The following is a 14341-nucleotide window of genomic DNA, read 5'->3' on the forward strand; positions in this document are numbered from 1 at the left end:
GGCGTCAGATCGCGCGGTAGTCCCGCGGCGAGAACCGCGGCCCGAAGCGCGGGCGGGAGAAGCCCGCCGCCTCCAGGTACCGCACGGCGCGCTGGCGCTGCGGCGCGTAGGGCGCCAGGACTTCGGCCATGCCCTCGTCGTCCAGCGGCTCACCGAGCAGCGCGTAACCGACCACCGCCGGGATGTGGACGTCGCCGAAGCTGACCGCGTCCGGGTCGCCCCACGCGCGCTGCGCCACCTCCGCCGCGGTCCACACCCCGATGCCCGGCACCTTGCGCAGCCAGGCCCGGCCCTCCGCGCCACGCAGCGTCGCGGCACGCTCCAGCCGGTGCGCCACCTGCGCGGCGAAGATCAGCGCCTTGCGCCGCGCCAGGTCCACCCCGGCGCGATGCCAGGTCCAGTCCGGAATGGACAGGACCGCCTCCGGTGCCGGCGGCACCCGCATGCCCGCCGGGGCGGGGCCGGGCGCCGGCTCGCCGAACCAGCGGCACAGCTCCCGCCACGACCGGCGCGCCTCGTAGCCGGTGACCTTCTGCTCCAGGACCGCGGGCAGCAGCGCGTCCCACACCCGGCCGCTCGCCCCCAGGCGCAGCCCCGGCATCCGGCGCCGCACCTGGGCGATCCGGTCGTGGTGCGAGACGAACCCGCTGTCGTCGTCCCCGGCGCCGACCAGCGCCGGCACGCCGTCCAGCAGCCGGTCCGCTCCCGGTCCCCAGGCCGCGGCCTCGATCTCGCCGTCCGCGTACCGGCGCAGCGCCAGCGTGCCGGGGCCGTCCGGCGTGTTGCCGGTCAGCCACGTCGTGCCCGCCTCGTCCGCGCGCAGGCACGGGTCGCCCTTGCCCCGCCGGTGCGGCCGGAGGACCGCGTCGAGGTCGAGGGGGAACGGCGGGCGGTACCGCATCAGGCGTCGCTGGAGAACCGGATCGAACCGTCGGGCAGGGTCACGTCCGGCCACACGCGGGCGCCGTCGAGCAGCTCGCACCCGGCGCCGACGACCGCGCCGTCCCCGACGACGACGCCCTTGAGCACCGCGCCCTTGCCGACACGCGCACCCACCCCGAGCACGGAGTTCTCCACAACCGCATTCTCCGCCACGGACACCCCGTCGAACAGCACCGACCCGGCGATCCGCGCGCCGGCGGCCACCTGCGCCCCGCTGCCGACCGTCGACCCGCCGGTGACGGACGCGTCCGCGGCGACGTTCGCGCCCTCCAGGACCAGGGCCGCTCCCGCCGGACCGGGCAGCGCCGAGGTCGGGGCGAGCCCGCGCACCAGGTCCGCGCTGCCGCGCACGAACGCCTCGGGCGTGCCCACGTCGAGCCAGTAGGAGGCGTCGACGAACCCGTGCAGGTGCGCGCCCTCCGCCAGCAGGCCCGGGAACGTCTCGCGCTCGACCGACACGCGACGGCCGGCCGGGATCGACTCCAGCACCGGGCGCCGGAAGACGTAGCAGCCGGCGTTGATCTGATCGGTCGGCGGGTTCGGGGTCTTCTCCAGGAACGCGGTGACCCGGCCCTCGGCGTCGGTGGGCACCGAGCCGAACCGGCTCGGGTCCTCGACGCGCTGGAGGTGGAGGGTCACGTCGGCGTCCGTGTCGAAATGGGTCTGGACCAGAGCCCGCAGATCGGCTCCGGAGAGGATGTCGCCGTTGAAGATCACCGCGTGATCGGCGCGCAGGTGGTCCGCGACGTTGCGGATCGCGCCGCCGGTGTCCAGCGGCTCGTCCTCGACCACGTACTCCAGCTCCAGCCCCAGCGCGGCGCCGTCGCCGAAGTGCTCCTCGAACACCTCGGCGCGGTACGACGTGCCGAGCACGACGTGCCGGATCCCGGCCGCGCGAACGCGCGACAACAGGTGCGTCAGGAACGGCACGCCCGCGGTGGGCAGCATCGGTTTCGGGGCGGACAGGGTCAACGGCCGCAGGCGCGTCCCCTTGCCGCCCACGAGAACAACGGCATCGACATCAAGTTCCGATGTCACGTCAAGATCCTTCCCATTATCACGCACCGGCGGGCGACAAACCGCGGGAAACGATGACGGCGACGGCCCCGAGGGCCTACCCTAGACAGCACACGGAGGGCCCCGTTCGGAGAGGGCCCACGTCGAGCCGGGAGGCCTAGCGGATGGACCCCCGCGATCGAGCGGATGCTCTGCTGGCCAGAGCACAGTCCCGGGGCGCGTTCGTCGTGACTCCGGACGCCGCGACCTCGCCGATGGACGCGTCGACCACCCAGCAGATCCCCCGGAGCGTCGTCGCGAAGATCGACGAGGAGGACCCGGATACGACCGCCGTCGTGCCGGCGTCGGTGATCGAGTCGGTGCAGGGCACCCTCACCGCCGCGAAGCCGGACACCCGCGTCTTCCTCCGGCCGGTGCCGCCGGAGGAAGAGGTCGAGGGCCTCGTGCCGACCACCAAGACGCAGAGCGGCACCTCCGACTTCGCGCGCAGGCTGGACGGGCTGTAACACCGCCGGGCCGGGCTCAGGCCACGACGCCCTAGGCGCCGCGGGTCTCGAACTTCAGGCGCAGCTTCAGACCCAGCCGCACCACGGCCAGCACCGGCTTCCAGGCCGGGCCCCGGTGCCGGTCCGCGAGGTAGCGGTAAGCGCTTTCGTGGTGCGCCGCCAGCATCTTCTTCGGCGCGCGGGACGTGGCCTTGCCGCCGATGTGCGTCACCGCGGCCGAGGGCACGTACACGTTGTGCCAGCCGGCGCGGCCGATGCGGTCGCCGAGGTCGACGTCCTCGAAGTACATGAAGTAGCGCGTGTCGAAACCGCGGACCGAGTCCCACGCCTCCCGCCGGATGAGCTGGCACGAGCCGGACAACCAGCCGGACGTGCGTTCCACCGGCGCGCCGCGTTCCTGCCGGTAGGCGCGGGTCCACGGGTTGGCGGGCCAGACCTTGCCGAACACCGCGTGACCGATGCCGCGCCCGAGCGAGGGCAGCAGCCGGGCGCTCGGGTAGACGGTGCCGTCCGGGTCCCGGATGAGCGGCCCGAACGCGCCACCGCGCGGCCAGCGCCGCGCCGCGTCGAGGAGGATGTCGAGCGAGCCGGGTTCCCATTCCAGGTCCGGGTTGGCGATGACGATCCAGCCGTAGCGGTCGTCGAGCGTGGCCACCCCGCGGTTGGCGCCGCCACCGTAGCCGAGGTTCTGGCCGATGCGCAGGACGTGGGTGTTGTTCCGCTGCTCGGCCCGGTCGAGGGCGTCGTCGGTCGAGTCGTTGTCGGCGACCACCACGTGCACGTCGCGGGTGGTCGCCTTCTCCAGGCTGTCGAGGAAGCGGTCGAGGTCCTCACCGGGGAAGTACGTCACGACAACCACGGCGACCCCGTCGCCATAACGGCTCGGCTCGGTCACGGGCGCCATTGTGCCCCGGCTACGCACCGCACGGGGACAGGCACCCCTCGACGGTGAACCGCGGCAATCCGCTACCGCGCGCAACCGGACGTGCACGCACCGGGAGAATGGCTCGGTGTCGGTACACGCCTTCATCGACGAGTCGATTCGCGACAGCCGCTACATCCTGTGCGTCGCCGTGCTCGACCCGGCCCAGCTCGTGCCCGCGCGCAAACAGCTGGCCCGTCTCCTGCTGCCCGGACAGCGCGAGTTGCACTTCAAGTAGGAAAAGCCGCCGCGGCGCGGGCTGCTCGCCGACCGCATCGGCGGGATCGAGGCGTCGGTGACGATGTACGTCACCACGCGGACGCGGAAGACCGAGGAGCAGGACCGGCAACGCTGTCTCGAGCAGGCAGTGCACGACCTCCTGGAGCTGCGGGCGAATCGCCTCGCGCTGGACAGCCGGAGTCATCGGGACATCCGCGACCTGACGACGATCTACCAGGCACTGGGGCGGCGACCGGCGGACACGAATGTCACCTACGAGCACCTGAAGTCGGCCGGCACGCCGCTGCTCTGGATTCCGGATGCTGTCGCGTGGTGCTACGGCGCCGGAGGGGACTGGCGCCGCCGGGTCCTGCCGATCGTGCGGAAGGTCGTCGACCTCTAGACAGCGCGAAGCCCGTGAGACGACCGTCCGGACGCGTCACGGGCTCACTTCTCGGCCCTACGGGGGCCTCGCAGGAGCCACTATACCCCAGCCGCCCGAACAGCGTCCAACGACTACCGCTCGCGCTGGCGCAGGTGCCACGCCCTGGCGTACGCCTCGCGGTGCTTCTCGGCGCTCGTGGACCAGGAGAACTCCTTCGCGCGCCGCTGGGCGGCCGCGGCCAGGAACGCGCGCCGCGCCGGGTCGTCGAGCAGCTCGCCGAGCGCCGCGGCCACGTCGCCGGGGCCGACACCGCAGTAGGCGACCGCGTCGCCGCCGACCTCGGGCAGCGACAGGCGCCGGGTGGTGAGCACGCACGCACCGCAGGCCATCGCCTCCAGCACCGGAAGCCCGAAGCCCTCGCCGAGGCTCGGGTAGGCCACCAGCTCCGCCCCGCCGAGGAACCCGGCCAGCGTGTCGAACGGCAGGTACCCCGCGCGGATCACCCGCAGCCGCAACGGCGCCGCCGCCAGGGCGTTCTCCACCTGCGTGTCCCAGCCCGGCTGCCCGGCCAGCACCAGCGCGGGCGGGTCGGGACGGTTCTCCACCGCCTTGACGAAGCCGCGGATCAGCGCCGGCACGTTCTTGCGCGGCTCCAGCGCACCCAGGAACGCCACGTACGGCGTTCGCTCCAGGCCGATCGCCACCCGCGCCGCATGCACCTCTTCCGGGGCCGGCGGGTGGAACCGCTCGACGTCGACCCCGTGCTCGATGATCTCCAGCCGCCGCGGCCGCGCCACACGGGCCAGCTCCGACGCGGTCGCCCGCGACGGCACCACGCACAACGTGGCGCGCTGCAACGCCGTACGTGTCCACCCGCGGAAGAACCGCGCCTTCACCGACGAATGCAGCACCGCGTCGGTGAAGAAGGTCGCGTCGTGCAGGGTGACCACCGACGCGGACGGCCCGGCGAGCGGCATCGTGTAGTGCGGCGAATGGACGACATCCGCACCGAGCCGTCGCGCCAGGGACGGCAGCGTGGTCTGCTCCCAGATCAGCCGCCCGGTGCGGGTCGCGGTGGACTGGACCGCGGGGACGACCCGCGAGCGCGGCGCGAGCCGGCCGAAGAGCCGGAAGTCCCGCGGCTGGCACACCACGGTGACGGGTGCCCCATCGGCGTCCAGCGCCGCCACCAGCGAGTCCACGTAGCGGCCGACCCCGCCCCGGTCCGCGGGTACGGCCGTGGCGTCGATCAGGACGCCGGGTTCGCCTCTTCCCACTCGTGCAGGGTACGGCGGCGCGGCAACCGGGCGATGAGGAACTCACGAAGTGGCACGCTCGTGCACCGCCCAGACGGCGCGCGCCGCCCGCTCCCAGGAGAATTCGCGCGCCCGGGCGCGGCCCCGATCCGCCAGGTCAGCCGCCCGCTGGGGGGAGGACAGCACCTCGCGCAACGCCGTGGCCAGCGCCTCGGAATCCCCGCGCGGGACCCGCACGCCCGCTCCGCCGGCCACCTCGGCCAGCGCCGGAGCGTCCGAGTGCACCACCGGCACGCCGGCCGCCATCGCCTCCAGCACCGGCAACCCGAATCCCTCCGCCAGGCTCGGCGCGGCCAGCACGGACGCCCGGCGCAGCACCGCCGCCAGGCGGGCGTCGTCCAGCCGCCCCAGAACCCGCACGTCGACCCGGTCCCCGGCCATCGCGCGGGGGTCCAGACCACCCCAGCCCGGCTGCCCGGCCAGCACCAGCGGCACGCCGACCCGCACCATCGCGGAGATCAGGACGTCGATCCCCTTGCGTGGTTCGATCGTGCCGATCGCCAGGACGTACCGGTCCGGTACATCCACTCCGGGGAGATCCGCCCGGGTGAACACCTCCGCGACCCCGTGCCCGGCCACGGTCACCGGCACCGGCACCGGCACTCGCGTGGCGAGGTCGTCGGCCACCGCGCGCGTCGGGACGACCAGGCCGTCGGCCCGCCGTGCCACGCGCGCGATCATGGAGCGGTGCCAGCGCACGCCGCGCGGCGTGAGCGTCTGCGGGTGCGTCCACGGCACCGTGTCGTGCACGGTGACCGACAACGTCCGCCCGTGCGGCGCGCGCGGCGGGGCCAGTGGCGTGGGCGCGTGCACGGCGTCCCCGCCCGGCCAGTACGGCAACCCCGCCTGCCACGCGGCGGCCAGCACCCGCGGCGGCAACGGCAGCATCCGCGCGCCGGGCAGGCCGTCCGGATGCCGCGCGGTGACGCTCGACACCGTCCACCCGCCCGGCGCGGTCGAGGTCAGGGCGCGCAGCAGCTCGGCGGTGTAGCGGCCCGTCCCACCGGGCACGGGTGCGAGCAGCTGCTCGGCGATGACCACGAGTTCCGGCACGGCCCGTATTCTTCCCGCGTGCCGATCCGCAGCACCGTCGTGGTGGTCACCTGGCGCGGCCACGACCACATCACCGCCTGCCTGGACGCCGTCGCCGCGCAGACCCGGCCGCACCGGCTGCTGGTGATCGACAACGCCTCCGACGACGGCACCGCACACCTCCTGGCCGCACATCCCAGCGCACCCGAGGTGATCCGGCTGCCCCGCAACGTCGGGTACGCCGGGGCCATGGCCCGCGCCCTGTCCGAAGTGGACACCGAGTTCATGGTGTGGCTCAACGACGACGCGACCCCGGCGCCCGGCTGGCTCGCCGAGCTGGAGGACAACCTGGGCGATGCGGCCGCCGCCTCCGCGCGCCTCGAACACCCCGGCGGAGGGGTCCAGTCCCTCGGTGTCGGCCTGACCCCGGACGGCCACGGACGGGACGTGACGACCGGCCCGGTGTTCGGCTTCTGCGGCGGCGCCGCGTTGATCCGCACCGCCGCCCTGCGCGAAGTGGGCGGCGTGCCGGCGAGCTATTTCTGCTACTACGAGGACACCGACACCGCCTGGCGGCTGCGGCTCGCCGGCCACACCATCGTGACGGTCCCCACCGCTCGCGTCACCCACCGCCACGGTGCCAGCACCGGACTGGGATCGGTGACCTTCCACCGGTGGAACGAGCGCAACCGCCTGCTGACGCTCCTGCGGTGCGCCCCAGGAGTGGTCGCCGCGCGCGAGCTGGCCCGGTTCGCGGCGATCACCGCCACGCTGCCGCTGCGCCGGAACGTGCCGGACGCGCCCAATTTCCGCCCCGGCCTGCGCTGCCGCGTCCTCGGTGCCGTGGTCCTCCGGCTACCGGCCACGATCGCCGCGCGGAAGTCGATCACACGCCGCTCGACGGTCCGCCGAGGCGCGGTCTGGGCGGCCTGGACCTCCCGATAGTCTCTGCGCACAGTCGGCGAGTACGGAGGTCGGGCGTTGGTCCAGGGGGACACACCACTGCCGCTGGTCTCGGTGATCTTGGTGAACTACCGGGGTGCGGAGCACACGATCGCCTGCCTGCGCGCCCTGCGCGAGGACCTCGACTACCCGGACCTGGAAGTACTGGTGGTCGACAACGCCTCGGGCGGGGACGACGTCGCCCGGATCACGGCCGCCGCGGGTGACGCACGCGTGATCGAGTCGCCCGCCAACACCGGCTTCGCCGGCGGCTGCAACCTCGGCGCCCGGCACGCCCGCGGCTCCGTCCTCGCCTTCCTGAACAACGACGCCCGCCCGGATCCCGCGTGGGCGAAGGCCGCCGTCGACGTGCTGCGCGCCGACCCCACGGTCGCGGCCGTGGCCAGCAAGGTCCTGGACTGGGACGGCACCGGGGTGGACTTCGTGGACGCCGGCCTGACCTGGTTCGGCATGGGCTACAAGCGGCACGCCGGTGGCGCGCTGGCCGACGTCCCCCGTGGCGAGCACGAGGTCGCCAAGGACGTGCTGTTCGCCACCGGGTCCGCGATGTTCGTGCGGACCGAGGTGTTCCGGGCGCTGGGCGGGTTCGACGAGCGCTTCTTCATGTTCTACGAGGACGTGGACCTGGGCTGGCGGCTGAACCTGCGCGGCTGGCGCGTGCGGTACGTGCCGGAATCGGTGGCCTACCACCGCCACCACGGCACGATGTCCGAAGTGGACGTCCCGGAGACCGGCCGGGAGACGTTCCTGCTGGAGCGCAACGCACTCGCCGCCCTCTACAAGAACCTGTCGGACGAGACCCTGGCGAAGGTGCTGCCCGCCGCGCTGGCGCTGGCCGTGCGGCGCGCGACCGCCCGCGGCGAGCTCGATCCCACGCAGCTGGACCTCGCCGGCGGCGGAGCGATCGAGACCGCGCCGGTGCCGATCCCGCGCACCACGCTGGCCGGGGTGCTGGCGATCGACCAGTTCGTCGAGCTGCTGCCGTCGCTGGCCGGGTCGCGGGCGACCGAGCAGGCCGCCCGCGTTCGCACCGACGCCGACCTGGTCCCGCTGATGCGCAAGGCGCTGGAGCCGGCCTACCCGCTGCCGCGCTACCTGGCCGCGCACGACATCCTGGCCGGCGCCTTCGGCATCGAGGGCGTGTTCGGGCAGCGCCGGAAGGTCCTGGTGATCACCGGCGACGCGATCACCGAACGCATGGCGGGGCCGGCGATCCGCGCGTGGAACATCGCCTCGGTGCTGTCCGCCGAGCACGACGTGCGCCTGGTCACGGTCAACCCGCTGGCCGCGCCGCCGCCCGCGCCGTTCCCGGTCGGCGCCGCCGGCAAGCGCGACCTGACCGAGCCGGTCGAGTGGGCCGACATCGTGATCCTGCAGGGTCACGTGCTGGAGATGGCGCCCGCGCTCAAGGCCCGGGACTCGAACAAGATCGTGGTCTGCGACCTCTACGACCCGATGCACCTGGAGCTGCTGGAGCAGGGCAAGAGCGCGCCCGACGACCGGCGCGCCGCCGACCTGGCCGGGGTGACCCGGGTGCTGGACGCGCAACTGCTGCGCGGCGACTTCTTCCTGTGCGCGTCGGAGCGGCAGCGGTTGTTCTGGCTGGGACACCTGGCCGCGCTCGGCCGCCTCTCGCCGCGGCTCTACGACGCCGACCCGACCACCCAGTCGCTGCTCTCGGTCGTCCCGTTCGGCCTGTCGCCCGAACCCCCGGTGCGCACCGGGCCGGGCCTGCGGGACACCCTGGACCTCGACGACGGCGACCGGGTCGTGCTGTGGGCCGGCGGCGTCTACAGCTGGTTCGACCCGCTGACCCTGGTGGAGGCGATCGACCGGTTGCGGCAGCGGCGGCCGGACGTGAAGCTGGTGTTCCTCGGCATGAAGCACCCGAACCCCGAGGTCGCCGAGATGGACATCGGCGCACGCACGATCCGGCTCGCGGACCGCCTCGGGCTCACCGACAAGCACGTGTACTTCAACGAGCAGTGGGTGCCCTTCGCCGACCGGCAGAACTGGCTGCTCGACGCGAACTGCGGTGTCACCACGCACTTCGAGCACGTGGAGACGACGTTCGCGTTCCGCACCCGCGTTCTGGACTACCTGTGGGCCGGGCTGCCGATCGTGACCACGGACGGTGACGCGTTCGCCGACCTGGTCCGCGACGAGCAGCTGGGCGTGGTGGTGCCGGCCGAGGACGTGGACGCCCTCGCCGACGCGCTGGAGCGGGTGCTCTACGACGAGGAGTTCGCCGCGGGATGCCGCGCGCGGATCGAGGTGGTCGCGAAGCGGTACGCGTGGCCGACCGCGCTGGCGCCGCTGGTGGAGTTCTGCCGCGACCCGCGTCCGGCGGCCGACCGGCTGGTCGGCGCCGCGGACCTGACGGTGTCCGCGCCGGTGCGCGGCGCCGAAGCGGTCCGCCGCGATCTGGCTCTGGTGAAGGAATACCTCGCCGACGGCGGCCCCAAGGAACTGGCGCGCCGCGTCGCGGGCCGGGTGCGGAAGGTAGCGCGCCGCCGTGGCTGAGCGAGCGCTTCGGGTCCTGCTGGACGGCACTCCCCTGCTCGGGAACCGGACCGGCGTCGGGCGCTACACGGCGTCCCTGGCCGAAGAGCTCGCCTCGATGTCCGATGTGGACATGCGGGCGGTGGCGTTCACCCTGCGCGGCTGGCGCCGCCTGCGGCACGTGCTGCCGCACGGCGCCCAGGCCCGGGGCATGCCGGTGGCCGCGCGGATGCTGCGCAAGGCGTGGCTGCGCTCCACGTTCCCACCGATCGAGTTGTTCGCCGGGCGCGCGGACGTGGTGCACGGCACGAACTTCGTGCTGCCCGGTGCGGTGCGGGCCGCGGGTGTGCTGACCATCCACGACCTGGCGTTCCTGGACGCGCCGGGCGAGCTGCCGCCCAGCGACCGGGAGCTGCCCGAGCTGGTCCGCCGCGGCGCCGCGCGCGCCGATGTGATCTGCACACCCACGGCAGCGGTGGCCGACGCGGTCGCGGCCCGGCTGGATGTCGATCGGGCGAAGGTCGTGGTCACCCCGCTGGGCGTGGACGCGGCGTGGTTCACCGGACGCCCGCCCGACGAGCCGATGCGCGAGCGCCTGGGCCTGCCGGAGCGGTACCTGTTGTTCGTGGGCGCCGCCGGACCGCGCAAGGGCGTGGACTGGCTGTTGCGGGCTCACACGGCGGCGGACGATCTGCCACCACTGGTGTTCTCCGGCCCCGGACCGGCACCGGGCACGCCGCGCACCCGGCGGCTGGGGTACCTGTCCGAACGGGACCTGCACAACGTGGTGGCCGGAGCGGCCGCACTGGTGCTCCCGTCACGGGACGAGGGTTTCGGGCTGCCGGTGCTGGAGGCGCTGGCCTCGGACGTCCCCGTGGTCTGCTCGGACATCCCCGCGCTGCGGGAAATCTCCGGGGGCTTCGCCCACCTCGCGCCGTACGGCGAGGTGGACGCGCTGATCGCGGCGTTGCGGAAGGCGGTGGCGGAACTCCCGCTCGCGTCCCGGTCGATCGAGCGCCGCGCCCATGCGGCGAGCTTCACCTGGCGCCGCACCGCGGAAACGACACTGGCCGCCTACCAGCAAGCCACCCAGCGCTAGTCCCCCGACCCCGACCACCCCCGCGCACCGCATTCGCCCCGGCGGCTGGTGATGCGGAGACGGTCGTCAGTGCGCCGTGCGGCTCTCCTGCCCCGAAGCGGCGAGGTAGTCGTGCAGCGCCTCGCGCCACGAGCGCAGCGGCGTCAGCCCGGCCTGGCGCCACGCCTCGTTCGACAACACCGAGTACGGCGGCCTCGGCGCGGGCCGCGGGAACTCCGCGGTCGCGCACGGTTTCACCCGCGCCGGGTCCGCGCCCAGCTCCTCGAAGATCGCCCTGGCGAAGCCGTACCACGTCGTCTCGCCGGCGTTCGTGCAGTGCAGGATCCGTCGCTGCGGTGCGTCTCCCGCCGCGATCCGCCCGCCGAGCTCCAGCAGCCCCGCCGCCAGATCGGCCGACCACGTCGGCGAACCCCGCTGGTCGTCCACAACGGACAGCGTGTCGCGTTCGCCTTCCAGGCGGCGCATGGTGTCCACGAAGTTCGCGCCGTCCGCGCCGTAGACCCACGCGGTCCGCACCACCCACGCTCGCGCGCCCGAACCCAGCACGGCGTCCTCACCCGCGGCCTTGGTCCGGCCGTACGCGCTGCGCGGCCCGAGCGGATCCTCCGGCTCGTACGGGCGGGACGAGTCACCGGGGAAGACGTAGTCCGTGGAGACGTGGATCAGCGGCACGCGGCGCGACGAGCACGCCGCGGCGAGGACCCGGGCGCCGTCGGCGTTCACGGCGAACGCCCGGTGCTCGTCGCTCTCCGCGGCGTCCACCGCGGTGTAGGCGGCGGCGTTGATCACCAACGGGTGCCGCCCGGCTTCCGCGGCCCCGGCGGCGAGCGTCCCGACCGCGGCGATCACCTCGCCGGCGTTGGTCACGTCCAGCTCGGCCGACGCCGGCGCCACCACCTGGACCTCCGGCGAGGCGAGCGCGGACAGAGCACTGCCGAGCTGACCCGTCCCGCCGGGTACGAGCACACTGAGCATCGTCACTTCCCCACCAGCGTGGCGCGCCGCTTCAACGGCTCCCACCACGCGCGATTGTCGGCGTACCAGCGCACCGTATCCGCCAGACCCTCGTCGAAGGAAACCCTCGGCGCGTACCCCAGCTCGGTGCTGATCTTGGTGATGTCCACCGAGTACCGGCGGTCGTGCCCCTTGCGGTCGGGGACCGGCTCGACGCGCTCCCAGCCGACACCCACCGCCGCCAGCAGCCGCTCGGTCAGCTCCCGGTTGGTCAGCTCGGTGCCGCCGCCGATGTTGTAGATCTCGCCAGGGCGGCCCTCCTCGGCGACCAGCTGGATGCCGTGGCAGTGGTCGTCCACGTGCAGCCAGTCCCGCACGTTCAGCCCGTCCCCGTACAGCGGAACGGTGCCGCCGTCCAACAAGTTGGTAACGAAAAGGGGTACGACCTTCTCCGGGAACTGGTAGGGACCGTAGTTGTTCGAGCACCGGGTCACACACACGGGCAGTCCGTGCGTCCGGAAGTAGGAGCGGGCGATGAGATCCGAAGACGCCTTCGACGCCGAGTACGGCGAATTCGGCTCCAGCACGTGATCCTCCGACCACGATCCGCTCTCGATCGAGCCGTAGACCTCGTCGGTCGAGACGTGCACGAACTTGCCCACCCCGGCGTCCAGCGCCGCCTGCAACAGGGTCTGCGTGCCGAGCACGTTGGTCAGCACGAAGTCGGCCGGGCCGACGATCGAACGGTCCACATGGGACTCGGCGGCGAAGTGGACGACCAGGTCGACGCCCGCCATCAGCTCCGTCACGACCCGCGCGTCGGTGATGTCGCCACGCACGAACCGCAGCCGTGGCGAGCCGGAAACCGGCGCCAGGTTCGCCTCGTTGCCGGCGTAGGTGAGCTTGTCGAGCACCACCACCTCGGCGTCGGCCAGGGACGGGTATGCCCCCGAGATCGCCTGCCGGACGTAGTGCGAGCCGATGAAACCCGCGCCCCCGGTCACCAAGACCCGCATCGCCTTCTCCTCCTCAAGATCGTCACGGACCAGCCCACGGCCGCTTCACTCTCCGAAACAGTAATCTGGTGCCATTCACTCGGGTCGGGGGCTGGGAGGGATCGAGTGTGACCGGAGGAGTTACCACCCGGCTGGAGGCCACGGACGAGACCATGTGGCCGGCCCGGCCCGTCCCGTCCACCAGGCGGCGGCGCCGTGGCGTCGCCGTCCTCGCGCGGCGCGGCGGCAAACTCGTCGTCGCGCTGGTGTCGGTCGCCGTGCTGGCCGTGACCTGGTACGGCTGGCAGTTCATCGGCGACCCCAGCTCGGGCCTGTCCACCACGCCGGTGTTCGACGACGAGCAACTCCACGCGGTGCCGCTCGACGGCGCGATCGACATCCTCCTGGTCGGTATGGACAGCCGCACCGACGCGCAGGGCAACCCGCTGCCGCGCGAGGTGCTGGACATGCTGCACGCCGGGGACGCCGACGGCGAGAAGCAGACCGACACCATGATCCTCGTGCACATCCCGCAGGACGGCCGCCGCGCGGTGGCCATCTCGTTCCCCCGCGACTCGTGGGTGGAGCTGGCCGGCGGGTTCGGCAAGCACAAGCTCAACGGCGCGTTCGTCTACGCCTACAACGACAAGTTCAAGCAGCTCCAGCAGCGCGGCGCCGACATCAAGGAAGCCGACAAGCAGGCCAAGGTGGCCGGGCGCAAGAACCTGATCACCACGCTGGAGACCTTCATCGGCAAGCCCGGGATGATCGACCGCTACGCGGAGGTCAACCTGGCGAGCTTCTACGAGGTGACCCGTGCCCTCGGCGGCATCGAGGTGTGCCTCAAGGCGCCGGTGCGGGAACGCAAGTCGGGCGTCGACCTGCCGGCCGGGCGGCAGTCCGTCGAAGGTGTGCAGGCGCTCGCGTTCGTCCGGCAGCGCTACGACCTGCCGGACGGGGACCTGGACCGGATCGGCCGCCAGCAGGCGTTCCTGTCCGGGCTGGCGCGCAAGATGCTGTCCCGGGACGTGCTGGCCAATCCCGGCAAGCTCTCCGACGTGATCAACGCGGTCAAGAAGTCCGTCGTGCTGTCGGACAACTGGGACCTGAGCGAGTTCGCCGCGCAGATGCGCGGCCTGAACGGCGGGAACATCGAGTTCTACACGATCCCGGTGGTCGGCAACGCGGTGATCGGCGGCGCCGACGTGGTGCGGGTCGATCCGCAGGCCGTGCACGCGTTCGTCGACCAGCTGACCTCGGATTCGGGCAGCCGGACGTCGGCCAGCGCCACACCCACCCCGGGACCGCCGTCCAGCACATCGTCCAGCTCCGGCCCGCGGCCGGGCACCTCGCCCGTGCCGTCGAGGGCGTCGAGCACGTCGAGCAACCCGGTGCCCTCCCCCGCCGCGCCGCCCATCACGGCGGGCGACGTGCCGTGCGTGAACTGACGCCCGTGGTGCCTTAACCTGGGACCGGAGGGGCTCAGGAG

The 14341-nt window shown here is 73.1% G+C and carries 14 protein-coding genes; 7 read left to right on the plus strand and 7 right to left on the minus strand.

The annotated features are described in order from the left end of the window. Positions 1-4: 4 nt before the first annotated feature. Both FHX45_RS11685 and manB read right to left on the minus strand, forming a co-directional pair. Positions 5-901, minus strand: a complete 897-nt coding sequence (locus FHX45_RS11685; RefSeq protein WP_167099993.1) for a DNA-3-methyladenine glycosylase family protein — start codon at positions 899-901, stop codon at positions 5-7. Continuing rightward, on the minus strand, positions 901-1980 hold the full coding sequence (manB, locus tag FHX45_RS11690; protein WP_167099996.1) for a mannose-1-phosphate guanylyltransferase: 1080 nt from the start codon (positions 1978-1980) through the stop codon (positions 901-903). The genes FHX45_RS11685 and manB overlap by 1 nt, the downstream gene beginning before the upstream one ends. Positions 1981-2123: 143 nt before the next feature. Between manB and FHX45_RS11695 the strand changes: the two genes are divergently transcribed. Continuing rightward, entirely contained in the window at positions 2124-2465 is a 342-nt protein-coding gene (locus FHX45_RS11695) for a hypothetical protein (RefSeq protein WP_208405891.1), read from the plus strand. A 31-nt stretch (positions 2466-2496) separates the two neighbouring features. On the opposite strand, the gene FHX45_RS11700 is transcribed toward FHX45_RS11695, so the two are convergent. After that, positions 2497-3369: a glycosyltransferase family 2 protein gene (locus FHX45_RS11700; RefSeq protein WP_167099999.1), complete on the minus strand. Its 873-nt coding sequence runs from the start codon at positions 3367-3369 to the stop codon at positions 2497-2499. A 106-nt stretch (positions 3370-3475) separates the two neighbouring features. Between FHX45_RS11700 and FHX45_RS28040 the strand changes: the two genes are divergently transcribed. Both FHX45_RS28040 and FHX45_RS11705 read left to right on the plus strand, forming a co-directional pair. After that, positions 3476-3625: a hypothetical protein gene (locus FHX45_RS28040; RefSeq protein WP_243869001.1), complete on the plus strand. Its 150-nt coding sequence runs from the start codon at positions 3476-3478 to the stop codon at positions 3623-3625. 57 nt (positions 3626-3682) lie between these two features. Further along, on the plus strand, positions 3683-4009 hold the full coding sequence (locus FHX45_RS11705) for a hypothetical protein (protein ID WP_243869004.1): 327 nt from the start codon (positions 3683-3685) through the stop codon (positions 4007-4009). A 113-nt stretch (positions 4010-4122) separates the two neighbouring features. On the opposite strand, the gene FHX45_RS11710 is transcribed toward FHX45_RS11705, so the two are convergent. Both FHX45_RS11710 and FHX45_RS11715 read right to left on the minus strand, forming a co-directional pair. Then, positions 4123-5268, minus strand: coding sequence for a glycosyltransferase (locus tag FHX45_RS11710; protein ID WP_167100002.1), 1146 nt, complete (start codon positions 5266-5268; stop codon positions 4123-4125). A gap of 42 nt (positions 5269-5310) precedes the next feature. Continuing rightward, positions 5311-6360 (minus strand): glycosyltransferase, encoded by a 1050-nt coding sequence (locus FHX45_RS11715; protein WP_167100005.1) that lies wholly within the window; start codon positions 6358-6360, stop codon positions 5311-5313. Positions 6361-6378: 18 nt separating this feature from the next. Here FHX45_RS11715 and FHX45_RS11720 point away from each other — a divergent pair, with 18 nt between their 5' ends. From FHX45_RS11720 to FHX45_RS11730, 3 genes are read left to right on the plus strand one after another with little or no spacing between them, the layout of a single operon-like run. Further along, entirely contained in the window at positions 6379-7284 is a 906-nt protein-coding gene (locus FHX45_RS11720; protein WP_167100008.1) for a glycosyltransferase, read from the plus strand. A gap of 36 nt (positions 7285-7320) precedes the next feature. Beyond that, the gene (locus tag FHX45_RS11725) at positions 7321-9825 is read left to right on the plus strand and encodes a glycosyltransferase (RefSeq protein WP_167100011.1); all 2505 of its coding nucleotides are present in this window, start codon (positions 7321-7323) and stop codon (positions 9823-9825) included. Beyond that, positions 9818-10903 (plus strand): glycosyltransferase, encoded by a 1086-nt coding sequence (locus FHX45_RS11730; RefSeq protein WP_167100014.1) that lies wholly within the window; start codon positions 9818-9820, stop codon positions 10901-10903. The genes FHX45_RS11725 and FHX45_RS11730 overlap by 8 nt, the downstream gene beginning before the upstream one ends. Before the next feature lie 66 nt (positions 10904-10969). Here the strand turns inward: FHX45_RS11730 and rfbD are convergent, their stop codons facing one another. Both rfbD and rfbB read right to left on the minus strand, forming a co-directional pair. Further along, complete coding sequence (gene rfbD / locus FHX45_RS11735; protein ID WP_208406929.1) at positions 10970-11878, minus strand: dTDP-4-dehydrorhamnose reductase; 909 nt, start codon at positions 11876-11878, stop codon at positions 10970-10972. Between the two features lie 2 nt (positions 11879-11880). Next, positions 11881-12873, minus strand: coding sequence for a dTDP-glucose 4,6-dehydratase (gene rfbB / locus FHX45_RS11740; RefSeq protein WP_167100020.1), 993 nt, complete (start codon positions 12871-12873; stop codon positions 11881-11883). Positions 12874-13025: 152 nt separating this feature from the next. On the opposite strand from rfbB, the gene FHX45_RS11745 reads away from it, so the two are divergent. Further along, positions 13026-14300 (plus strand): LCP family protein, encoded by a 1275-nt coding sequence (locus FHX45_RS11745; RefSeq protein ID WP_167108775.1) that lies wholly within the window; start codon positions 13026-13028, stop codon positions 14298-14300. Positions 14301-14341 lie beyond the last annotated feature (41 nt).

Origin of the sequence: Amycolatopsis granulosa (genome assembly GCF_011758745.1) — a bacterium.
GTDB lineage: Bacteria > Actinomycetota > Actinomycetes > Mycobacteriales > Pseudonocardiaceae > Amycolatopsis_E > Amycolatopsis_E granulosa.

What these genes read in the sequence shown, in the direction of transcription:
- FHX45_RS11745 (WP_167108775.1), top strand. Translation starts at nt 13,026, where the DNA reads ATGTGGCCGGCCCGGCCCGTCCCGTCCACCAGGCGGCGGCGCCGTGGC.
- FHX45_RS11685 (WP_167099993.1), bottom strand. Translation starts at nt 901, where the DNA reads ATGCGGTACCGCCCGCCGTTCCCCCTCGACCTCGACGCGGTCCTCCGG.
- FHX45_RS11700 (WP_167099999.1), bottom strand. Translation starts at nt 3,369, where the DNA reads ATGGCGCCCGTGACCGAGCCGAGCCGTTATGGCGACGGGGTCGCCGTG.
- FHX45_RS11695 (WP_208405891.1), top strand. Translation starts at nt 2,124, where the DNA reads ATGGACCCCCGCGATCGAGCGGATGCTCTGCTGGCCAGAGCACAGTCC.
- rfbB (WP_167100020.1), bottom strand. Translation starts at nt 12,873, where the DNA reads ATGCGGGTCTTGGTGACCGGGGGCGCGGGTTTCATCGGCTCGCACTAC.
- rfbD (WP_208406929.1), bottom strand. Translation starts at nt 11,878, where the DNA reads ATGCTCAGTGTGCTCGTACCCGGCGGGACGGGTCAGCTCGGCAGTGCT.